Source organism: Halorubrum sp. Atlit-28R (genome assembly GCF_003665955.1).
GTDB classification, from domain to species: domain Archaea; phylum Halobacteriota; class Halobacteria; order Halobacteriales; family Haloferacaceae; genus Halorubrum; species Halorubrum tropicale.
In genome coordinates this window covers 536,956-557,700 of record NZ_QPLS01000001.1, presented here as the reverse complement: position 1 = coordinate 557,700, position 20,745 = coordinate 536,956, and the positions used below count along the sequence as shown (strand labels likewise).

The 20,745-nt window shown below is 71.8% G+C and carries 23 protein-coding genes; 9 read left to right on the top strand and 14 right to left on the bottom strand.

Annotation, left to right across the window (positions count from 1 at the left end; genetic code table 11):
• Nucleotides 1-121 precede the first annotated feature (121 nt).
• Nucleotides 122-1,429, top strand: coding sequence for a rhodanese-like domain-containing protein (locus DVK06_RS02930; protein WP_121599208.1), 1,308 nt, complete (start codon nucleotides 122-124; stop codon nucleotides 1,427-1,429).
• A 33-nt stretch (nucleotides 1,430-1,462) separates the two neighbouring features.
• Here DVK06_RS02930 and DVK06_RS02925 read toward each other — a convergent pair whose 3' ends face one another.
• The 6 genes from DVK06_RS02925 to DVK06_RS02900 all read right to left on the bottom strand — a co-directional run bounded on the left by DVK06_RS02925 (nucleotide 1,463) and on the right by DVK06_RS02900 (nucleotide 5,815).
• Complete coding sequence (locus DVK06_RS02925) at nucleotides 1,463-1,735, bottom strand: hypothetical protein (protein ID WP_121599207.1); 273 nt, start codon at nucleotides 1,733-1,735, stop codon at nucleotides 1,463-1,465.
• 86 nt (nucleotides 1,736-1,821) lie between these two features.
• Nucleotides 1,822-2,697 carry an endonuclease V gene (locus tag DVK06_RS02920; protein WP_121599206.1) on the bottom strand — a complete coding sequence of 292 codons (876 nt, stop codon included), beginning with the start codon at nucleotides 2,695-2,697 and terminating at the stop codon, nucleotides 1,822-1,824.
• Entirely contained in the window at nucleotides 2,697-3,680 is a 984-nt protein-coding gene (locus DVK06_RS02915) for a rhomboid family intramembrane serine protease (RefSeq protein WP_053771676.1), read from the bottom strand. Before DVK06_RS02915 ends, DVK06_RS02920 begins: the two co-directional genes overlap by 1 nt.
• Before the next feature lie 120 nt (nucleotides 3,681-3,800).
• Nucleotides 3,801-3,983, bottom strand: coding sequence for a multidrug transporter (locus DVK06_RS02910; RefSeq protein ID WP_121599205.1), 183 nt, complete (start codon nucleotides 3,981-3,983; stop codon nucleotides 3,801-3,803).
• A gap of 65 nt (nucleotides 3,984-4,048) precedes the next feature.
• Nucleotides 4,049-4,756 (bottom strand): type I 3-dehydroquinate dehydratase, encoded by a 708-nt coding sequence (locus tag DVK06_RS02905; RefSeq protein WP_121599204.1) that lies wholly within the window; start codon nucleotides 4,754-4,756, stop codon nucleotides 4,049-4,051.
• 84 nt (nucleotides 4,757-4,840) lie between these two features.
• Entirely contained in the window at nucleotides 4,841-5,815 is a 975-nt protein-coding gene (locus DVK06_RS02900; protein ID WP_004596489.1) for a transcription initiation factor IIB family protein, read from the bottom strand.
• Nucleotides 5,816-6,053: 238 nt separating this feature from the next.
• Between DVK06_RS02900 and DVK06_RS02895 the strand changes: the two genes are divergently transcribed.
• The 3 genes from DVK06_RS02895 (at nucleotide 6,054) to DVK06_RS02885 (ending at nucleotide 7,840) form a co-directional block, all read left to right on the top strand.
• Entirely contained in the window at nucleotides 6,054-6,851 is a 798-nt protein-coding gene (locus tag DVK06_RS02895) for a cobalamin-binding protein (protein ID WP_121599203.1), read from the top strand.
• On the top strand, nucleotides 6,848-7,420 hold the full coding sequence (locus DVK06_RS02890; RefSeq protein WP_121599202.1) for a DUF84 family protein: 573 nt from the start codon (nucleotides 6,848-6,850) through the stop codon (nucleotides 7,418-7,420). Before DVK06_RS02895 ends, DVK06_RS02890 begins: the two co-directional genes overlap by 4 nt.
• A 165-nt stretch (nucleotides 7,421-7,585) precedes the next feature.
• Nucleotides 7,586-7,840 carry a hypothetical protein gene (locus DVK06_RS02885; protein ID WP_053771671.1) on the top strand — a complete coding sequence of 85 codons (255 nt, stop codon included), beginning with the start codon at nucleotides 7,586-7,588 and terminating at the stop codon, nucleotides 7,838-7,840.
• Between the two features lie 16 nt (nucleotides 7,841-7,856).
• On the opposite strand, the gene DVK06_RS02880 is transcribed toward DVK06_RS02885, so the two are convergent.
• The 4 genes from DVK06_RS02880 to DVK06_RS02865 all read right to left on the bottom strand — a co-directional run bounded on the left by DVK06_RS02880 (nucleotide 7,857) and on the right by DVK06_RS02865 (nucleotide 12,317).
• Nucleotides 7,857-8,468 (bottom strand): MarR family transcriptional regulator, encoded by a 612-nt coding sequence (locus tag DVK06_RS02880; protein WP_121599201.1) that lies wholly within the window; start codon nucleotides 8,466-8,468, stop codon nucleotides 7,857-7,859.
• A 90-nt stretch (nucleotides 8,469-8,558) separates the two neighbouring features.
• Nucleotides 8,559-9,695 (bottom strand): SPFH domain-containing protein, encoded by a 1,137-nt coding sequence (locus DVK06_RS02875; RefSeq protein ID WP_053771669.1) that lies wholly within the window; start codon nucleotides 9,693-9,695, stop codon nucleotides 8,559-8,561.
• Nucleotides 9,696-9,793: 98 nt separating this feature from the next.
• Nucleotides 9,794-10,282 (bottom strand): SRPBCC family protein, encoded by a 489-nt coding sequence (locus DVK06_RS02870; RefSeq protein WP_121599200.1) that lies wholly within the window; start codon nucleotides 10,280-10,282, stop codon nucleotides 9,794-9,796.
• Nucleotides 10,283-10,313: 31 nt separating this feature from the next.
• The gene (locus tag DVK06_RS02865) at nucleotides 10,314-12,317 is read right to left on the bottom strand and encodes a bacterio-opsin activator domain-containing protein (RefSeq protein ID WP_121599199.1); all 2,004 of its coding nucleotides are present in this window, start codon (nucleotides 12,315-12,317) and stop codon (nucleotides 10,314-10,316) included.
• A 294-nt stretch (nucleotides 12,318-12,611) separates the two neighbouring features.
• Here DVK06_RS02865 and DVK06_RS02860 point away from each other — a divergent pair, with 294 nt between their 5' ends.
• The gene (locus DVK06_RS02860; RefSeq protein ID WP_053771666.1) at nucleotides 12,612-14,696 is read left to right on the top strand and encodes an AAA family ATPase; all 2,085 of its coding nucleotides are present in this window, start codon (nucleotides 12,612-12,614) and stop codon (nucleotides 14,694-14,696) included.
• Nucleotides 14,697-14,738: 42 nt separating this feature from the next.
• Here the strand turns inward: DVK06_RS02860 and DVK06_RS02855 are convergent, their stop codons facing one another.
• Complete coding sequence (locus tag DVK06_RS02855; protein WP_053771665.1) at nucleotides 14,739-14,963, bottom strand: hypothetical protein; 225 nt, start codon at nucleotides 14,961-14,963, stop codon at nucleotides 14,739-14,741.
• A gap of 65 nt (nucleotides 14,964-15,028) precedes the next feature.
• Nucleotides 15,029-15,811, bottom strand: a complete 783-nt coding sequence (locus tag DVK06_RS02850; protein ID WP_077152273.1) for a bacteriorhodopsin — start codon at nucleotides 15,809-15,811, stop codon at nucleotides 15,029-15,031.
• A gap of 178 nt (nucleotides 15,812-15,989) precedes the next feature.
• On the opposite strand from DVK06_RS02850, the gene DVK06_RS02845 reads away from it, so the two are divergent.
• From DVK06_RS02845 to DVK06_RS02835, 3 genes are all read left to right on the top strand, one after another.
• The gene (locus tag DVK06_RS02845; protein ID WP_053771663.1) at nucleotides 15,990-16,364 is read left to right on the top strand and encodes a SlyX family protein; all 375 of its coding nucleotides are present in this window, start codon (nucleotides 15,990-15,992) and stop codon (nucleotides 16,362-16,364) included.
• Between the two features lie 104 nt (nucleotides 16,365-16,468).
• Nucleotides 16,469-17,521: a Brp/Blh family beta-carotene 15,15'-dioxygenase gene (locus DVK06_RS02840; protein ID WP_121599198.1), complete on the top strand. Its 1,053-nt coding sequence runs from the start codon at nucleotides 16,469-16,471 to the stop codon at nucleotides 17,519-17,521.
• 90 nt (nucleotides 17,522-17,611) lie between these two features.
• Nucleotides 17,612-18,352, top strand: coding sequence for a protein sorting system archaetidylserine synthase (locus DVK06_RS02835; RefSeq protein WP_121599197.1), 741 nt, complete (start codon nucleotides 17,612-17,614; stop codon nucleotides 18,350-18,352).
• Between the two features lie 159 nt (nucleotides 18,353-18,511).
• Here the strand turns inward: DVK06_RS02835 and psmB are convergent, their stop codons facing one another.
• The gene (psmB, locus tag DVK06_RS02830) at nucleotides 18,512-19,243 is read right to left on the bottom strand and encodes an archaeal proteasome endopeptidase complex subunit beta (protein WP_121599196.1); all 732 of its coding nucleotides are present in this window, start codon (nucleotides 19,241-19,243) and stop codon (nucleotides 18,512-18,514) included.
• A 215-nt stretch (nucleotides 19,244-19,458) separates the two neighbouring features.
• Nucleotides 19,459-19,635 carry a hypothetical protein gene (locus DVK06_RS18870; RefSeq protein WP_167551900.1) on the bottom strand — a complete coding sequence of 59 codons (177 nt, stop codon included), beginning with the start codon at nucleotides 19,633-19,635 and terminating at the stop codon, nucleotides 19,459-19,461.
• 325 nt (nucleotides 19,636-19,960) lie between these two features.
• Between DVK06_RS18870 and DVK06_RS02825 the strand changes: the two genes are divergently transcribed.
• A complete protein-coding gene (locus tag DVK06_RS02825; RefSeq protein WP_121599195.1) occupies nucleotides 19,961-20,641 on the top strand; it encodes a uracil-DNA glycosylase family protein in 681 nt (226 codons plus the stop codon).
• Nucleotides 20,642-20,745: the final 104 nt, after the last annotated feature.

The following is a 20,745-nucleotide window of genomic DNA, read 5'->3' as shown; positions in this document are numbered from 1 at the left end:
TCCTACCCATCGCGGTCGCGGTGGCGCGCCCTGCCGAGCGGCCGACGCAGTCCGTCCGTCGACGGTCGTCTCCGCCTTCCGTCCACCGAGCGTTTTTGCTCGCTCGGCACGCCACCTCGGTATGGTCGAGACCATCTCAGCCGACGAGTTCCGCGACAGGATCGACGCGCGCCGGCGCGGCGACCGGTCGTTCACCGTGGTCGACACGCGACCCGAGGAGAGCTTCGAGGGCTGGCGCGTGGCGGACGCCGTCCACTACTTCTACAAGCCGTTCCACGAGTTCGACCTCGCCGACTTCGAGCGCGAGACCGGCCTCTCGCCCGACGACAGCGTCGTCACGCTCTGCGCGAAGGGGAAGGCCTCGGACGACTTCGCCGCCGAACTCGCCGCGGCGGGGTACGAGGACGTGACCGTCGTCGCCGACGGGATGCGCGGGTGGTCGGCGGTGTACGACCGGACCGACGTCCCGCTCCCCGACGCGCCCGGCGACGCCCCGCCGCTCGACCTCGTCCAGGTCCAGCGCCGCGCGAAGGGGTGTCTGGGCTACCTCGCCGTCGGCGGACGCGAGCCGGGCGAGGCCGACCGCGTCCCGTCGGACGCACCCGCTGACGACGCCGACGGCACCGACCGCGTCGCCGTCGCTATCGACGTCTCCAGACACGGCGACGAGTGGGTCGCGGCGGCCGCGGAGCGCGACGCCTCGATAGCGGCCGTCCTCGACACGCACGTCCACGCCGACCACCTCTCCGGCGGCCGCGCGCTCGCCGACGACCTCGGCGTCCCGTACTACCTCCCGGCCGCGGCCGCCGACCGCGACGTGGCGCACGCCTTCGAACCGATCGGGCGCAACGAGACGCTCGACGTCGGCGGCGTCGACCTGAAGGCGCTCGCGACGCCCGGCCACACCGACGACGGCGCGAGCTACCTGATCGGCGGCGCCGCGGTCCTCACGGGCGACACGCTGTTCACCGAGGGCGTCGGCCGCACGGAGCTCCAGTTCTCGGCGGGCGGGGGCGACGAGTTGGTCGCCGGCGGAGACGGCGACGATGGCGCCGCGGGCGCGGCCCGCCGACTGTACGACTCGCTCCACGGGACGCTGCTCGCCGAGCCGGACGACGTCGCCGTCTGCCCCGGTCACTTCGCCGTCGCGAACGACGGGACGACCGGCGGCGCCGAGCCCGGCGACCCCGTGTTCACGACGGTCGGCGACGCGCGCCGGGGGATCGAAGTCCTCGACCTCGACCGCGACGATTTCGTCGACCGGATCACCCGGACGCTGCCGGAGAAGCCGCCGAACTACGAGTCGGTGATCGCGGCCAACCGCGGCGTCGAGTCGCCGCCGGACGAGACCGCGGCGATCGAACTCGAACTCGGCCCGAACCGCTGCGCGGCCGAGCCCGACGCCGAGCCCGCCGCTGACGACGACTGAGAGGCGGCGCGGCCGCCCCGCAGGGCGGCCCGCCTACTCGTCGTGGATGAAGACGAGCCGCTTCGACTCCGTGTTGACTAAACAGAGGTCGATCCCGTCCCGGGTCGCGCCGATCTGCTGCCAGCCGTGGTCGCTGACGAACAGCGTCTGGAAGACGCCGCGGTCGCAGTCGGGGTTCGGACAGCCGACCCCTGCCGCGTTCTTGTAGACGGTCGTTCCGCCGCCCGAACTCTGTCGCACCAACCCGTCGGTCAGCGACCGGAACTCCTCCGCGGACATCGGATTCTTCCCGTCGTCGTCTGTCATGTCTCCGCGTTCGCGGCCGACCGCCTAAAAACCGCCTACCGTGGCAACTGCTGACATACATCTCGGCGCGGGAGGCGGTCCGGCGCTCACTCCGCGTCCCGCTTCGCCCGCTCCGCGTGGGCGTCCGCGAGCCGCGTCGGCTCCGGGAGCTTGTACCCCGCGCACAGGGCCGCGACGAGGGCGACCGCGGTCTCCGACGAGACGCGGTGCCCCGGGCTCACGTACAGGGGGTTCACGCGCCTGCTGTTCGGGTACTGTCGCGACTGGAACGCGTGGCCGATGACGGTGCCCGGCTCCGCCGTCTCCACCGCGTGGTCCGCCCTGATCGGCGTGCGCCAGCCCTCGGGCCGCTCGTCGGTCGGCTCGTCGGGTTCGCCACAGAGGAGGCTCTTGGCGACGCCGACGCTGGGCACGTCGCGGAGGACGCCGACGTGCGTCGCGAGCCCCGCCTCCCGGTAGTGGATCCGGCCCGAGCCGTCACAGACCAGCAGGTCGGGGTCGGCGTCGAGCGCGTCGAGCGCGGCCAGTATCGGCTCTCCCTCGCGGAAGGCGAGCAGCCCGGGAACGTACGGGATCGACAGCGGCGTCGTCGCGCTCGCGTACTCGACCACCGTCCCGCCTCGGAGCGCGACCGCGGCGGAGACGGCGGCGTCCGGGCGACCCTCGCCCCGGCCGGTGAGGAACGCCTGATCGACGCCGACGACGGTGGGTGCGTCCTCGCCGCCTCCTTGGGGTTCGGCGTCCGCCGGCCCCGCACCTGCCCCTAGCCGCTCCTGCGCGTCGCTGCGCGCCGGGGGGAGTCCGTCCGCGAGCGAGGCGCCTTCGTCGACCGCGACGGCGACCGGGTCGGGCGCGCCGTCGTCCGCGAAGACCGCGGCGGCCGCGATGTCGCGCTGGAGGGCCTCCATCTCCCCGCGCGACAGCGACGGGTCCGGGCGGAGGTCGGGCCGCGCGAGGTCCATCAGAACCGCCCGCCGGGGCCGCCCGGACCGCCGGGGCCGCGCGGGCCGCGGGCGCCGCCCATCGAGACGCCGCCCATGCCGCCCGCGGAGCGCGCGAGCCCCTCGTTGCGCTTGCCGAACGCGAGGCCGATGGCGAAGCCGATCAGGTGCGCGAGGTGCGCGATGCCGCCGGCGGCGCCGCCGCCGCCGGCTTGGAGGCTCTGGACCACGAGCACCGCGGAGATGAGCGCGATTCCCCACGTGAGGTACTTGATCTTCATCGGAACCACGAAGAAGAGGAGCACCTGCATGTTCGGCCGCCAGACGGTGAGCACGCCGAGAATCGCGAACCCGGCGCCGCTGGCCCCGAGGATCCCGGCGAGGGGGGCGTTCGTCGCGATCGCGAAGAGGACGTGGCCGAGCCCGGCGACGATCCCGGACGCGAAGAAGAACGCGACGAACTTCTTCGACCCCACCGCCCGCTCGACGAGCGGGCCGAAAAACAGGATCACGACGCTGTTCCCGATGATGTGATAGAGGCTCACCGGCGAGTGTGAGAGCACGGAAGTGATCACCGTCCAGACGTTTCCGAGCGCGTCGGGCTGGAGGACGAACAGGGTGTCGTGGAGCCCTCGGGCGCCGAGGCCCCAGAACACGATCAGCTGTGCGGCGAAGGTGACCCAGATCGCCGCGAGGATCGCGTACGTCGCGTTGTTACGGAAGTAGCTGATCAGCCCGCCGGTGCTGGTCTCGTGGTCGATCCGCCGTTTGACCTGATCGACGACCCCCGCGGACGCGCCGCCCGAGCGGGAGCCGCCGCCCGACCCGCCCTCGACGCTCTCGTCGAACCCGCTGTCGAAGACGCCGCCGGGGTCGTCCCACTCGGCGAGGCCCGGGCAGTCGTGGTTCTCCGGGAGCCGGTGCTCGGCGCAGAACGTCTGCCCGCACCGCTTACACTGGTACGGGAGGTTCTCGTACTCCCCGCACTCGTCGCACGTCGCCATTGCCCGCACTTACGGGGGCGGTCGTAAAGCGGTTTGGCTCCGCGCCGGCCCTGACGGACGCCCGACCGCGCGACGAGCCGGCGGCTGGCGGACGGCTCGAACCGGTCGGCGGCGCGTCGCTCAGTCCAGCAGCCGCGCGGCGACGACCGCGACGGCGACCTCGGCGACGCCGACGAGGGTCGGGACGAGCCGGCCGGACCCCCACTCCCAGCCGAGGAAGCGGGTTCCGACGACCGCGACGAGGGCGATCAGGAGGCCGAACGCGGAGACCAGCGGCGACTGATTCGATCGGAGGAGGGCCATCTCACCCATCAGGTTCGACGGCGCCGGTGAAAAATATTCGTCCCGTTCGACCGAGCGGCGACTCCCTACGCCTCCGAGTCGACCGCTCGCAGCCCGTCGACGAGGTCCCTGAGCGTCGCGAGCGGGTACTGTCCGGGCGCGGTCGCGTCCGCGGCGTCGACGGGCGCGTAGCCGATCTTCGACCCGTACAGCGGGGTGACCGCGCGGGTGTGCCGGCCCGGCTCGCCCATGCACATCGTCGCGACGCGGTGGCCCGCCGCGGTCGCCTCGTGGGTCGCCTCGATCATCGCGAGCGCGTCGCCCGGCGCCGTCGCCGTCGTCGCCAGCTTCCCCACGTCGCCCTCGCTCGCGGCGTCGGCGAGGAGGTCGACCAGCGCGGCGGGCTCGGGCGTCGACTCGAAGTCGTGGACGGACGCGACGACCGCGACGCCGGCCTCGCGGGCCGCCTCGCGCAGCGCGGTCGCGTGCGACGCCTCGGCCGGGTCCGGGTGCGTCCCGCGCAGCGCGGCGAGCTCGACGTCGACCGCGGCGACGGCGTCGCGACCGATCGCGTCCGAGAGCGCGTCGTAGCGGCCGAGCCCCTCCGCCTCCCCGCCCTCCCACGACGCCCGGTTCGTGACGAGCAGCGGGAGCTCGCCGTCGTAGCCCGTCAGCTGGTCGAGCGGGTCGCTCGCGAGGTCCATCCGGAACTCGACGGCGTCGGCGTGCTCGCGGGCGGCCGGCTCCGCCGAGAGGTCCGCCGTGCTCGCGGCGAGAACGTACTCCTCGAACATACGCGGGCGTTCCGCGGGCGGGGACTTAGCTGGTCGGGTTGGCGGGAGCCCGCGGGAGCGGGGAATCGAGGAAGAGCGCGCGGGTTACGCGACGAGGCCGTCCTCGGCCTCCAGCAGCTCGTGGTAGCGGTTCCGGATGGTGACCTCGGAGATGTCGGCGACCTCCGAGACGGCCGCCTGCGTCGTCTTCTCGTTCGTGAGCAGCGCGGCGGCGTAGACGGCGGCCGCGGCGAGGCCGACCGGCGACTTGCCCGAGTGGACGCCCTTCTCCTTGGCGTTGCGCAGGAGGCTCTTCGCGCGCATCTCGGACTCCTCGGAGAGCTCCAGGTCGGAGGCGAACCGGGGGACGTACTGCTCGGGGTCGGCCGGCTTCACTTCGAGCTTGAGCTCGCGGACGACGTATCGGTACGTCCGGGCGATCTCCGCCTTCTCGACGCGCGACACGTCGGCGATCTCGTCGAGCGAGCGCGGGACGCCGGCCATCCGGGCGGCGGCGTACACGCAGGAGGTGGAGACGCCCTCGATGGAGCGGCCGGGGAGGAGGTCCTCGTCGAGCGCGCGGCGGTAGATGACCGACGCGGTCTCGCGGACGTTGTCCGGGAGGCCCTGCGCCGAGGCCATGCGGTCGATCTCGCCGAGCGCCTGCTTGAGGTTGCGCTCCTTGGAGTCGCGGGTGCGGAAGCGCTCGTTCCACTTGCGGAGCCGCTGCATCTTCTGCCGCTGGCGCGCGCCGAGCGAGCGGCCGTACGCGTCCTTGTCGCGCCAGTCGATGTTCGTCGAGAGCCCCTTGTCGTGCATCGTGTTCGTGGTCGGGGCGCCGACGCGGCTCTTCTCGTCCTTCTCGCGGGAGTCGAACGCGCGCCACTCCGGACCGCGGTCGACCGAGTCCGCCTCGACGACGAGGCCGCAGTCGCTACAGACCGTCTCGCCGTGCTCCTCGTCGTTGATGACGTGGCCGCCGCACTCCGGGCAGCTCAGCGTCTCGTCGGTGCTCTCCGATTCCTCCTCGTTCGTCTCCGTTCGGGAGCGACTCCCCCGTGTGTGTAGTCGTTCACTCATAGCTCGGTTGCCCCCGGAAACTGAAACTGCCCGAGAGCGATCTTGGTTTACCGTCGGCAGAACACAACTTAAAACGACCGGAACGTGTCGCTCGAATCTCGGCGAAAAGACACGATCTATCACGCGTTTTCGCCGCTCTCGCAGTCGACGGCGACGCGCCGTCACGCGCCCTCGAACCCCGCCTCCCGCGGCCCCCGGGACCGAAACCGTTGACACGGTCGCGCCCGGAGCGTTTCCTATGTCCGCGCCCCGCGTCGTCTCGCTCGCGCCGAGCGCGACCGCGACGGTCGCCGCGCTCGGCGGGGCCGACCGCCTCGTCGGCGTCACCGCCCACTGCGACCTCTCCGAGGCCCCGAACGCCGGGTTCGCGCACGGCGCCGACGCTCTGACCGCCGTCGGCGGCTGGCTGAACCCAGACCTCGACCGCGTCGTCGACCTCGACCCCGACGTCGTCCTCACGAGCGACGGGCTCCAGGCCGACCTCGCCGACGACTGTCGCGAGCGCGGCCTCGACGTCGCGCACCGCGAGCCGGCGACCCTCGACGACGCCCTCGACGGGTTCGCCGCCCGGGGGAGCGACGTCGGCCGCCCCGAGGCCGGGGAGCGACTCGCCGCCGACGCTCGCGAGCGCCTCGACCGGATCGCCGAGGCCGTCGCCGACCGCCCCCGCCCGACCGCGTACTGCGAGGAGTGGTCCGACCCGCCGATGGCGGCCGGCAACTGGGTCCCCGACGCCGTCCGCGCCGCGGGCGGGCGCTACCCGTTCGTCGACCCCGGCGAGCGCTCCCGCGAGGTCGACCCCGCCGCCGTCTCGCGCGCCGACCCGGACCACGTCGTCGTCCACGTCTGCGGGCGCGGCGACCGCGTCGACCCCGCGACCGTCGCGGCGCGCGACTGGATCGACGCCCCCGTTCACGTCGTCGACGACTCCCTGCTCAACCAGCCGAGCCCCGCCCTCGTCGACGGCGTCGAGCGCCTGGCGCGACTGTTCCATCCCGACGCGTTTTCGACCCCGGGCGACGACGGCCGACCATGACGACCCTGCGAGTCGGCGTCGGCAGCGGCAACCCGGTGAAGCGGCGCGCGGTCGAACTGGCCCTCGGATCGGCGGCGGACGCCGATCTCCCCGGCGCCCCGACGGGCGTCGCCATCGAGTCGGTCCCCGTCGACTCCGACGTGAGCGAACAGCCTCGGGGCCACGCGGAGACGATCGCCGGCGCCGAGAACCGGGCCGCGGCCGTCCTCGAAGCGGCGCCGAGCGACGGCGAGGCCGCGGCGTTCGACCTCGGCGTCGGCGTCGAGGGCGGCGTCGCGGGGTTCGACGGGACCGACGACCGCTACCTGATCATGTGGGCGGCGGTGACCGACGGCGACCGCGTCGGCCGCGGGGCCGGCCCGAGCCTCGCGCTCCCGGCGAGCGTCGCCGCCCGCCTCGCCGACGGGGCCGAGCTCGGCCCCGTGATGGACGACCTCCTCGACACCGAGGGCGTCGCGGAGCGGGGCGGCGCCGCGGGCGCGCTCACCGCCGGCCGCGTCGACCGAGCCGAGGCGCTCGCCGCCGGCGTGAGCGGCGCGCTCGGCCCGTTCGTCTCGGACCTGTACTGAGCGGCTCGCGGCGCCGCCGCCGGCGGTCGGCGCGGTTCGAACACCGTACCCAAACGCGGTCGCGGAGCGGCGCTCTCGCTCCGGTTCCGGGACGAAACCGCACGACAGCGGCGTGTTAATCCCGTCTACCAACCGGCTTATGTCGGACGCCGGCGTGGGTCGGGTATGAGCACTGCCCAGTTGGACGCGGTCGCAGTCGAATCGAGCGGCCTCTCCGCGAAACAGTCGCGGATCCTGCGGTACCTCCGCGAGAACGCGGGCGACCGGACGTACTTCAAGTCGCGGCTGATCGCCGACGACCTCGGTCTCTCCGCGAAGGAGGTCGGCGCGAACATGAGCGCCGTCGCCGACGCGGCCACCGACATCGACGTCGAGAAGTGGGGTTACTCGTCGGGGACGACGTGGATGGTGACGGCCTGACGGCCGGCCGCGCGGATCAGGGGTCGTACGAGACCAGCGACGCCGCGTCGTCGGCGACGGCGACTGCGGCGGCGTCGAAGGAGTCGGCGTACCGGACGACGAGCGTGAGCAGCCGCTCCGGCTCGGTCAGCGCGTAGCCGTCGGTCCGGTCGAGGAGGCCGGCGCGCTCCAAGTCGGCCGCCGCCGCGCTTATCGCCGGCCGCGAGACGCCGAGGGCGCTCGCGAGGTCGGCGCCCGTCGCGTCGGGGTCGCGCAACAGCGCGAGGATCATCCCCCGCGGCGTCTCGCGGCGGAGGTAGCCGAGCGCCCGCTTGTCCGTCTCGTCGAACCGGCCGGCGGGGAAGAACCGCCGGTAGTCGTCGTCTTTCACCGACTCTATCGCGCCAGCCTCCTCCAGCTTCCGGAGGTGGTACTGCGCCTCGCCGGTGCCGAGTCTGAGGTCGTCGCGGAGCTTCGAGAAGTGCGCGCCGGGGGTCGTCGGCACGTAGCCGCGGATCGCTTCCCGCGTCTCGTTCCCGTCGCCCCCCTCGTCGTCGGCGCTCGCGGTCCCGACGAACGGCGCGGCCGCTCCGACCGCGGCGAACCGTCGGAGCGTCTCGCGCTTCTGCCCGTCGAACCCCTCTGTCACAGTCCCAGTAGCCTACGCCGCGACAAAAGCACTTCGCTCGTGACAGGACCCCGGCGGAAAACGCGGTCTTCGGCGGCGGTTCGCGGCGATCTACTCCTCTTTCTCGACCTCGGCGGGCGCCTCCTCGTCGTCCATCTCCTGGATGACCTCGTCGGCGGACCGGATGTTCGCGCCGGCGTCGCCCGCCTTCACGGCCTCCGCCTCCTTCTCTAACTCCTCGACGTTCATCTCCGCGGACTCCTCGATCTGGCCGAGGATCTCGTCGATGTCGTCGAGCCCGAGCATCTTCCGGGTGTCGGCGTCGAACTCCTTGCCGTCGAGCCCCTCCATCTGCTGAACGTCGGAGCCGGAGAGGGCCTTGCCGTAGCGGCCGACGAGGCTGGTGAGCTCCTGCGGGAGGACGAACGTGGTGGACTCGCCTTTCCCGATCTCTTCGAGCGTCTCCATGCCGCGCTCGATGATGGCGCGCTCGCCCATCGACTCGGCCGAGCGGGCGCGGAGGACGGTCGAGATGGCGTCCCCCTGCGCCTCCAGGATCTGGCTCTGCTTCTCCCCCTGCGCGCGGATGATGTTCGACTGCTTGTCACCCTCCGCCTGCTCGACGGCGGAGCGGCGTTCCCCCTGCGCTTCGAGGATCATCGCGCGCCGGCGGCGCTCGGCGGAGGTCTGCTGCTCCATCGCCTGCTGGACGTCCTTCGAGGGGTTGACCTCGCGGACCTCGACGCTCTCGACGCGGATCCCCCACTCGTCGGTGGGCTCGTCGAGTTCCTTGCGGATCTTCGCGTTGATCTCCTGGCGCTTGTTCAGCGTGTCGTCGAGCTCCATGTCGCCGAGGACGGCCCGCAGGGTGGTCTGCGCGAGGTTCGAGACGGCCTTCTTGTAGTCGTCGACCTCGAGGAACGCCTTCTTGGCGTCCATCACCTTGATGTAGACGACCGCGTCGGCGGTCACGGGGGAGTTGTCCCGCGTGATCGCTTCCTGCCGCGGCACGTCCAGCGTCTGGGTGCGCATGTCGAACGGGTACGTCCGCGAGACGAACGGCGGGATGAGGTTGATACCGGGTTCGAGCAGCTTGCGGTACTCGCCGAAGACGGTGAGCGTCTTCTTCTCGTACGCGTCGACGATCTCGAACGACTGCCAGAGCGTGACGACGACGAGCAGCAGCGCCAGCAGACCGACGCCGACGAGCCCGAGACCGAGTCCGGCTTGGAGGGTGATCGGATCCATACCGCCACTTAGACCATCGAACGGTTAATAGTTCGCCCGCCGGCACCCCGATCGCAACGCCGTCCCCCGGTCCGCTCCCGGCGCCCTCGTCGATCCCCTCACTCGTCCGCCTCGAACTCCGCGGCGACATTTCGCAGGGCCGCGCGGAGCTGCCGCTCGTTGAACCGGCGGATCACGGGCGCGCCGACCCTCGTGAGCGCGTTCTCCGGCAGGCCGTACGTCGCGGCGTACGTCAGCTCCGTCCCGCCCTCGACGGGGACGAGCCGGAGGTCGATGGTGCCGGTGAGGCGCCCGCGGAGTTCGAAGCGATGACGCTCGGGCGGATCGTGGACGGTCTGGACGATCTCGCCGTCGATCCCGAGGCCCGCCATCCGATAGGTGTACGCCAGCCGCTTCCCGCCGTTCTCCAGCGGCTCGACGTCCCGCACGTCCGCGAGCCCGGGCGTGATCGCCGCGTGGTTCTCGGGGTCGTCGAGGAACGCGAACACCGCCCCCGGGTCGGCCGCGACGGTGACCGCGTCGCTCGCGGCGAACGGGTCGTCGCTCGCCACGGACGGGCCGCCGCCCGCGTCGCCCCCGTCGGTCATGCGCCGTCGCGATCGGCCGCCGACGCTCGGGTCATCCGTCTGACCGGGGGTCGACGTACGCCTCGACCAGCTTCCGCTCGGCCGCGCGGAGGTGCTGGTGGAACGTCTGTCGGGTGATCCCCATCCGATCGGCGATCTCGGAGCCGTCGACCGGGCGCGGCCACTCGAAGTAGCCGTTCAGCTCGGCGGTCTTCAGCGCGTCGCGCTGCCGGTCGGTGAGCCGCTCGTCGACCGCGGCGGCGAACTCGGCGACGGTGCGGTCGCGGCTCTCGCGCTCGACGCGCGACCGGAGCTCGACGCCCTCGTACTCGTCGCGGAACACGTCGAGGATCGACCGCACGTCGTGCTCTGGCGGCGCCTCGATCGTGAGGGTCGCCTCGTCGCCCGTGGCCGTCGCCTCGGTGACGACGCCGCCGTGAGCGGCCAGCTGGGTGAGCGGCGGCGAGTCGGTGACGGTGACGGCGAAGCTGACGCCGTCGTTCGTCTCCGAGACGGTCCGCATCGACTCGACGAGCGGGAGCGACGCGAGCTCGTCGAGGTCCAGGCCCTCGCCGTCGGCGCGGAAGTACAGCTCGCACTCGTCGTCTTCGAGCCGCGTCGTCCCGAGGTGTACTACCTCCCCGCCGACCGCGTCCGCGATCCGCGCGAGCGCCGCGGTCTCGTCGCGGATCCCGACCACGAGCTCCACCACCCGGTCGGTGGTGAGGATCTCCGTCGTCTCGATGGAGTGGAGCCCGTTCGCGATCATCTTCCCGACCGACTCACACACCCGCCGCTCCCGGCGGGCCAGGACGTCCGCCCCGTTGCCGTAGATCCCCAGCAGGCCGTACTGCCGGTCGCCGTACGTGAGCGGCACGACGAGGAGCCGGCGGCCGCCAGCGGACTTGGGTTCGAGCGGCCCGTCGGCGGCGTCGTCTATCGACCCGCTGTGGAGCTCCTCGGTCTCGATCGCCTCCTGTACCTCCGCCGGCGTCTCGGCGACGTCGTACGACGCGCCCGGCTCGACCGACACGCCGCTCGCCGCGCGGATCTCGAGCCGGCCGGTCGCCGACGAGACCTCGCCGATCCAGCCGCCGGCGTACCCCGGCTCGCCGGCGATGACCTCGCAGACGCGCTCGGAGATGACCCCCGAGTCGCGGTTCTCGACGAGAATGCGGCTGATGTCGCTGAGGAGGCCGTTCACCCGGCCGAGAACCCTGTCGAGCGAGCGCCGCTCGGTCGCCAGCTTCTCGGCGCGCTCCTCGGCGAGCCGCTCCGCCTCCTTCCGGTCGCTGATGTCGTTCTGGAAGCCGACGTAGTGGGCGAGGTCGCCGTCCTCGTCGTAGACGGGCGCGACGGTCAGCTCGTTCCAGAACGGGGTGCCGTCGCGTCGGTAGTTCCGGATCTCGACGGTCACCTCCTCCTCGTTGCCGATCGCCTCCGCGATCTCGTCGACGGTCTCCGGGTCCGTCCCCGGCCCCTGAAGGAACCGCGGGTTGCGACCGAGCGCCTCCTCGACCGGGTAGCCGGTGTGTTCCTCCCAGGCGTCGTTGACGTACACGAGCGGGTAGTCCGGGAGGTCCGGGTCGCTGATGCTGATCCCGATCGGCGCGTCCTCGACGGCCCGCGTCACCTCCGACGCGGTCGGTTCGTGGTCCGACACGTCCTGGCGGGTCTCCGAGGCGGAGACGCCGGAACAGACGGTCGACACGTCGGAGACGAGCCGGTCGATCGACGCCGACCCGTTCTTCTGGAGGAACCTGTCGACCCCGTTCTCGAAGGCGGCCTCCGGCACGCCCTCCTCGTCGGTCGCCGTGAACATCACGACGGGTACGCCGGCGTCGGACTCCTCGATCGCGGTCGCGAGGGCCACGCCGTCGTCGCCGGCCAGCGCGTACTCGCTGACGACGCAGTCGTACTCGCCCGTCGTCGCCTTCGCGACCGCGGACGCCGCGGTGTCCGTGCGCGTCACGTCGAACCCCGCGGCGCCGAGCGCAGTCTCGATTCGATCGCTCCCCTCCTCCGGGTGGACGAGGAGCGCCCGAGCATTCGCCATGAGCAGCAGTTCGCACCCGTACGGGTTAATGCTTACCTGTCTTCCGAGGACCTGAATCGCCGCCGGCTGCGCGGTCGGTGTCCCGAATCGATCGTACATTGGCGGTTTTGCGTCCGAAATAAATCTATTCGATCGCTTACTTGCGAATATTCCTTACATACGATTCAACTGCCGCCTGTCACCGTCGGTCCGCGACTGTCCAGTTAGGCCGTGGGTACTTTGTGGTCGCTGGGCGTGAGATCGACGTATGGTGTCGACCACCGCCGCAGAGTCCCGCGAACGAACTCACGGAGCATGAGCGTGCGCGTCCCCGTCAGAGAACCGCCCACGTCGGTCCCCGGAGACCGGATCGGGCTCCCCCGGGCCGTACTCGACGACCTCGGGATCGGCCGCGGCGACACGGTGACCGTCGCGGGCGCGCACCGCGTCGCCGCCCCGGTCGTCGCGGTCGACGACGGGACGCGGGCGGTGTTCCTCCCCGAGCGGCTCCGCCGGACGGGCGGGGTCGAGCCGGGCGACACCGCGACGGTGGCGGTCTCGGACCTCCCGGTCGCGTCGTCGGTCACGCTGCGGCTCCGCCAGTCGGTCGACGTGGAGCGGAGCGAGGACGCCATCCGCCGGCGGCTCGCCCGGCGCGTGGTCGCCGTCGGCGACGAGGTCGAGGTCACGCGCCTCGGCGGCGCCCTCACCCTCCGGTTCGACGTGCGGGACGTGGCGCCCGCCTCGCCGGCGGTCGTCGACGACGCGACCGAGATAACCGTCGCGGACGACGATGCGGACGCCGCGGTCGTCTCCGAACGCCCCGGGGAGACCGGCCCCGGCGACGGGTTCGTCGCGACGGCGACGTTCGAGCGCCTCCGCGACGCCGTCGCGACCCGGTTCGACGCGGCCGAGGCGTTCGCGTCCGCCGGGCATCCGACCCTCGGGCTGCTCCTCCACGGACCGCGCGGGTCGGGCAAGACGACGCTCGTCGAGGCCGTCGCGGCCGCGACCGACGCGTCGCTCGTCCGCACCTCCGCGGCCCGGCTCCGGGGCGAGCGCGCGAGCGACCAGTCGGACGGGCTCGACCGCGTCGTCGACGCCGTCTCCGCGGGGGAGCCGACCGTGGTCCTCCTCGACGATCTGGAGGCGCTCGGGGCCGACGACGGCGGGGGCTCCGCGCTCGCCGACCGCCTCCGGTCGACCGTCGACGAGCTCCGCGACGGGGACCGGACGGTCGTGATCGGCGCGACGACGGACCCGAGCGCCGTGCCGTCGGCGCTGCGCCGCGGCGGGCGGTTCGACCGCGAGATCGGGGTCGAGCCCCTGACGACCGCCGAGCGGCGCGACGCGCTCGAAGCGCTCTGCGAGGGCGCGCCCCTCGCGATGGACGTCGACTTCGAGGGCGTCGCCGCGCGGCTCAACGGCTACGTGTTCGCCGACCTGGCCGTCCTCGTGGACGCGGCCTTGGAGCGGGCGGTCCGCCGCGACGGTCGGACCGCGATCCGGCTGGCCGACTTCGAGGCCGCGCTCGACGACGTCGAGCCCACCGGGCTCCGCGAGGTCACCGTCGAGTTTCCCGCGGTCGGCTGGAACGAGGTCGGCGGCCTCGACGACGCCAAACGCGAGCTGGTGCGCGCGGTGTACTGGCCCCTGGAGTACGCCGACCGCTTCGCGGAGATGGGGATCGACCCGCCCTCAGGCGTGCTGCTGTACGGGCCGCCCGGCACCGGGAAGACGCTGCTCGCCCGGGCCGCGGCGAGCCTCAGCGACGCGAACTTCATCCCGGTGAACGGGCCCGAGCTGCTCGACAAGTACGTCGGCGCGAGCGAGCAGGCGGTCCGCGACCTCTTCGCCACGGCGCGCGAGAACGCGCCGGCGGTGATCTTCTTCGACGAGGTCGACGCCATCTCGCCGAAGCGCCGCGGCGACGACACCGGCGCCGGCGAGCGCGTGGTGTCGCAGCTGCTGACCGAGCTCGACGGGCTGGAGCCGCTCACCGACGTGGTGGTGATCGCGGCGACGAACCGCCCAGATAACATCGACGAGGCGCTGTTGCGCCCCGGTCGCATCGAGAAGGCGGTCGAGACGCCGCTCCCGGACCGCGAGGCGCGCCGCGAGATCCTCCGGATACACGCGCGAGAGATGCCGGTGGCGTCGGGCGTCGACCTCGACTCCCTCGCCGACCGCACGGCCGGGTACAGCGGCGGCGACCTCGCCGCCTTGGTCCGCGAGGCCGGGCTGCTCGCCATCGAGGACGCCATCGTCGACGACGGGCCGCCGGCCGACCCGACCGTCGGGCGCGACCACTTCGAGCGCGCGCTCCGCGAGACGTCGCCGTCGACGAGCGACGGGCGCGCGGACGCCGAGCGAGTGGGACGCGACTCGCCGGCGGAGTGAGGGGTCGGCGGGCACCGCCTTCGCCGGCCCCCGGACCTCGTCTTACTCCGGCTCCTCGTGGAGGTTCAGGACGAAGTAGACGACCCCGACCATGGCGAGCAGTTCCAGGGCGACCATCGTCCAGAACCGAACGTTCAGTCCGCCGCTCGGCTCCTGTAGCGTCGGGATCAGGAAGATTCCGACGAGCGCGATCACGGCGCACGCGGCCAGCCCGACCACGGATCGGGTATTCGTCACTGGCGGCTGTTCGGTGGGAGTGTCAGTCATGTCGAAAAATGAACGCTGGAAACGGTTGAACCGTGCTGTTCGGTCGCGTCGGGGCGACCTGCCGATCAGTCCGCGGCCTGCGCGTCGGCACCGGCCGACGGCTCGGGAGCCTCGGTGTCGCCGAGGATGGCGCGGCTGCGGAGCAGGACGAAGCCGAAGCCGACCTTCGCCGTCACGTCGAGCACCATGAACGCCAGGGTCTCGACGCCGAGACCGACGACGCCGGCGCCCTCGGTCCCGACGATCCACAGGATCGGGTATGCCGTCCAGAGGACGGCGACGAGGGCGGTCAGCGTGTTGAACGTCGACTGCACCTCTTCGGAGCGCTGCTTCGCCGCGCTACGCAGGCTCGTCAGGAGGTAGTACAGCACGAACAGGAACGCGATCGTGCTGAACAGCCACCAAGTGTAACGCGCGAGCGGCGTGTGCGAGAGCGCGCCGATGAGGCCGGTGACGATCATCAGCGCGTCGACGCCGATGAGCGTCCCGATGGTCACGCGGTCGACCTTCGCGAGCAGCGCGAGGTCGAGCAGCAGCAGCGGCGTCGTGAACAGCCAGTCCGCGTACCGGGCGTAGTAGATCTCGAGCGGCTCCGCCATCCCGGCGACCTCGACCGTCGTCAGCCCGATGCCGAAGAACATCGACAGGTACGCCGCCGATGCGATCCCCGGCACGAGGATCGTGATCGCGTAGTACTCACGGGCCTCCTTGTCCGTCACGCCCCAACCGCGGGCGATGAAGTAGAAGGTCCCGATGAGCATTAGTAGTGTGCCGATTCCCAACCAGAGTGTCTCGGGGCGACCGTCCCCGAGCAGGTCGTATCCCGCCTGTAGCGCTATCGGGTCCATACCCACATCTTGATACAGTATATACTCTATTGAGACCGATGCCAACCCAGTTAGGTATCGCGGGGCGCGGGCGGTGCGTCGCGGGAGCGGATCTGCCCCCGCCATCGTCCCCGAACCCTGACCGCATGGAGACGTTGTCGGCCCGAAAGTAATGACCCTGGGGCCCCACTGGTGTCGTATGGCAGACGAAGAGACCGAGGCGGAAGCGGAATCGACCACGGAAACCACCGCGGAGCGCGAGGCGGAGGCGACCGACGACGTCACCATCGACGTCGAGGCGATCGACGAGTACGAGCAGCGCATCGACGAGCTGTCCACCGCGGTCGAGGAGCGCGACGAGACCATCGAGGAGCTCCGGTCGGTCGTCGAAGAGCAGTCGGAGCAGATCGACAAGCTGGAGAACCAGTTCCTCGACCTGTCCGCGCGCGTGGCCGACGGCCGGAACCTCGGCGTCTGCCCCGAGTGTAACGGGCCGACCGAGAAGAAGGAGCGGCTGTTCCGCGCGGACACGATCGAGTGCACGCGCTGCGGCGAAGTGATCCACACGTACTGAAGCGCCGTTTCGGATCTCCGTCCCGCGCTGCGCCGCGTGACGGTATATAAAAGACCCAATAATGGCGACGAGGCCCTAACCCCGTAACGCCCCTACGTACGTCCATGTCGACGTCGACGGCGAGTCCGGTGCGGCGACTCATCGGTGAACCGGAACGGACGGCTATCGGTGCCTCTCGCGCGGCGTTGCTCCTGCTCGCGGTCGGGTTCGGAGCCCTGTCCGCGGTCGGCACCGACGTGTCGCTCCGGACGCAGATGATCGCGTACCTCGTCGGGATGGTCGCGCTGAACCTCCCGCACGGCGGGTACGAACACTTCTCGAACCTCCGACGGCGGGGGCTCCCGTTCGGCGCCCGGTACGTGGCGCTGTACCTCGGGTTCGTCGCCTCCTTCGTGGCGCTGTTCGTGTTCGCGCCCCTGCCCGCGCTCGCGCTCGCGTTCGGGACGGCCGTCGCGAAGGGCGGGCACGGCGACCTCCGCGTGATGGACGCGCTGGTCGGGACCGAGCACCTCCCGACCAAGCCGCAGCGGGCGCTCGCCGCCCTGATCCGCGGCGGCGCCGTGATGATCGTTCCCGCCGTCTTCTGGACTGAGACGTTCTACGGGTTCACCGGCATCATGCTGGGCGTCTTCGACGGCCAGTTGGCCGGACCGGCCGCCTCGAACCCGGAGACGGTCACCACGGCGCTGGGCGCGGTCTTCGGGCTCGGCGTGGTCACCCACCTCGGCGGCGGGCTGGTGACCAGCCTGCGCGCGACCGGCGGCGTGAGCCGCTCGTGGCTCCTCGACGCCGCGGAGACGCTGCTGCTCGTCGCGTACTTCGCCCTGGTGCCCGTGGTCGTCGCCATCGGGCTCTACTTCCCGCTGTGGTACTCGATGCGGCAGTCGGCGCGGAGCATGGTCGTCGAACGCGAGCAGCCGGACCGGACGGAGGGCGTCTCGCTCGTCGTCGCGTGGGGGGTCCTCGTCGTCGGCGCGCTGGTCACGGCGAGCGTCGCCACAGCCCTGTGGACCGTCGCCCCGAACCCGCTGGCCGGCGGCTCGCTCCTCTCCGGTGCCGTCGCCTTCTACACCATCTTCGTCTGCGTCATCGCGATGCCGCACGTCGTGGTCGGCGAGTGGCTCGACTTCGGGCGCGGCATCTGGTACGTGCCCTGAGCCCGGGCGCCGGTCCCTGTGCGCGGGCCGACCGTGCCCGCGGTCGACGAGATAACAAGCCCTAAAACCCGGCTCGTCGACCGATACGGTATGCCTCTGCGGTTCGCTCGGCGGCTGGGGCTCGCGGACGCGGTCACCGTGGCCAACGCCGCCGTCGGCTTCCTCGCCGTCGTCGCCGCGACGGTCGACGTCGCGCTCGCGGCCCGGCTCGTGCTCCTCGCGGCGGTCGCCGACGGGCTCGACGGGGTCGTCGCCCGTCACCGCGGGTCGACGCCCGCCGGCCCGTACCTCGACTCGCTGGCCGACGTCGCCTCCTTCGGCGTGGCGCCCGCCGCCCTCGTGGCCGCGGTCGTTCGCGACGGGCGGTCGTTCGCCGCCGACCCCGCCCTCGTCGCGGCCGGCGTCGGCGCGGGCGCGCTGTTCGTCGCAGCCGCGGTCGCCCGGCTCGGGCTCTACACAGTCGACGAGGACGGCGCCCGCGAGACGGTCGGCGTCCCGACGACGCTGGCGGCGACCGTGCTCGCGGCCGCCGTCATCGCCGGCTACACCGCCCCGCTCCTCCTCGTCGCGGCGACGGCGGCGTTCGCGCTGCTGATGGGGTCGACGGTGACGTACCCCGACCTCCACGCGCAGGACGCGCTCGTGATGGGCGTGGTCCAGGCCGCCGTGATCCTCACCCCCGCCGGTCACATGGCGACGGACGCGCTCCCGACGTGGATCGGCGAGGGGTTCGCGTTCGCGCTGCTGTTCCTCTCGGCCGGCTACCTCCTGCTCGGCCCGCGCTTCTACTGGGGCGACGGGATCCGCGCGCCGCCGGGGCTCCGGCGGTGAGTCCGGTAGGTCAGTGATCCGGTAGGTCGGTGAGTCCGGTACGGTCGGGCGTCGGACTCGCGTGCGAACGGACGGCGACGCGATAAAGCGGTGGCTCGGGCGTTCGCGGACGGTCGAAAATCGCAGTGAGAAGCGGTCGCCGGGGCCGCCGCGTCGGCCTTACAGGAGGTCGTCGAAGTCCTTGTACCGGGTGATGTCGACGCCGTCGTCGGTGACGACCGCGACGTTGATCCCGTTGCCGGAGGCGAGGTCGCGCTCGACGGCGGACTGGATCGCCTTCGCGGCGATGGTCTCCGCCTCGTCGATCGTGACCTCGTCGTCGTACTCCTGCTCTAAGACACCGAGCGCGTACTGCGACCCGGAGCCGGTGACGGTGTACTCCTCCTCGGTCGTGCCGCCGAGGGCGTCGATGGAGTAGATGTGCGCGCCCTCGTCGTCGACGCCGCCCAGGATCGGCTGGACGACGAAGAACGCCCCGGAGCGGAGGAGGTTACCGGTCAGCGTCGACAGCGCCTCCATCGACATGTCCTTGCCGCGACGGGCCTCGTAGAGGCTCGTCTCGGCGCGGAGCGTCGAGATGAGGTTCTGCGCCGCCGAGACCGAGCCCGCGATGGTCAGGGCGCCGCGCGGGTGGATCTCTTCGACCTTCTGGACGTCCTTCGAGGAGACCATGCCGCCGAGGGAGGCGCGCATGTCGGTCGCCATCACGACGCCGTCGTCCGCCTTGATGCCGACGGTCGTGGTCCCGGTCTTCATCTCGCCTTCGCCCTCCGCCTTCGCGGCGCGGCGGTCGCTGTGTTCGAACTCGCCGAGCTCCGGTCCGAAGACGGGCTGGTCACGGCCCAGGTCGGCGGCCGGCCCGTCGGAGAGGTCGCCAGTCGGTGTTCGCATTACACGCTCGTTGGCCCGGCGCGCTGATAAAGGCAACCCTTCGGGGGCCGCCGACCGGTTCCGACGGGCCTATCCGTCGCCGGGTCGGGACCGCCCGACGGCGGCCTAACGAGCGTCTCGGCGACGACGGCGACGCGGCGAGGGCCCGCGGGGCGCGACGGCGCCGTCGCTCGGCGTCGGGTCGACGTCGCAAAACGGGGGCTACGGCCGGCCGATCACTCCTCGGCGGCGGTCTCGCACGCCTCGGTTGTGGTCTCGACGAGCCGGCCGACGGGGACGTTGACGCCGAGGTGTCGGCGCGCGAAGACGGCCACCGGAAACAGCGAGATTCCGACGGCGACGGTCGCTTGGTGCAGCCCGAAGAGGGCCGCGGTTCGGATGCGGTCGAACATTGAACTTCTGCCCCAGCCCAACCGGGGGATGTATAAATATCTTCCGTGGCCGGCGCCGAGACGATCCGGACGCAGTCTCGCGTTTTTCGGTCGTAAATTAACGATTCTGAAATTTCTCCCGTTTCGCGCGGATCGTCGCGTATCCCAAGCCGGTCCGACCGAAGTTATTCTCGTAACTTATGCGAATCCACGCCGGCTCGTGCGCCTCGCATCGGCGCCCTTCGCGCGGGTCCGTCGCCGCCTCGCCGATCGCGTCGCCCCACCAGCCACGCCGCCCCGCGCCGGACCGAACGGAATTTAACGCCGTGCGCGCTTACCCGGTCGCGTGCAGAACGTCACGGACCGGATCCGGAACCCCTTCGGGATGCGCCCCGACTGCCCCTCGTTCGTCCCCGGCTACGGCGACGCCAACGCCGACTTCCACGTCGTCGGCGACCGCCCCGGCATCCACGGCGGGACCGCCGCCGCGGTCCCGTTCACCGGCGAGCCGTGGTCGCCCGCGTTCCTGTCGACGCTCCAGTCGGCCGGACTGATCGCCGGGCTCGCCGAGGGCGTCGCCCCCGACGGCGTCGCGACAGACGGCGACCCCACCGCGGTCGACCCCGTCTCGACCGACCGGACGTTCCTCTCGTACCTCCACATGTGCGAGAGCGACGGGCCGCCGGACGACGACGCCTACGACGACATGGAGCGGTTCTTCGACGCGGAGCTCCGCGCCATCGCGGCCCACGTGCTGCTCCCGGTCGGCGCGCGCGCGACCGAACACGTCCTTGAGACCTACACCGCCCGGGCCTGGAAGACCGAGGTCGACATGGACGCGCTCCACGGCGAGGAGCTGCTCGGCGCCGGGTGGCTCGTCGTCCCGGTCAAGGACCCGTCGGACTGGGCGGACGGCGACGCCGACCGGCTCGTCGACGCGCTCGGGGAGCTCCGCTCGACCGACTTCCGCCGCGAGAGCGACCTCGGACGGTTCATCGCCGGCAGCGACCCGTACCTCGTCCGCTGACGGAACGAGTGCCCGCCGGGCGTGCGCCCCCGTCGATCACCGGTCGCATGGTCGTGAACTTTCCCCGGCAAAGCGCGTCCCCGTCGGTTCGATTCGGCAGTAAT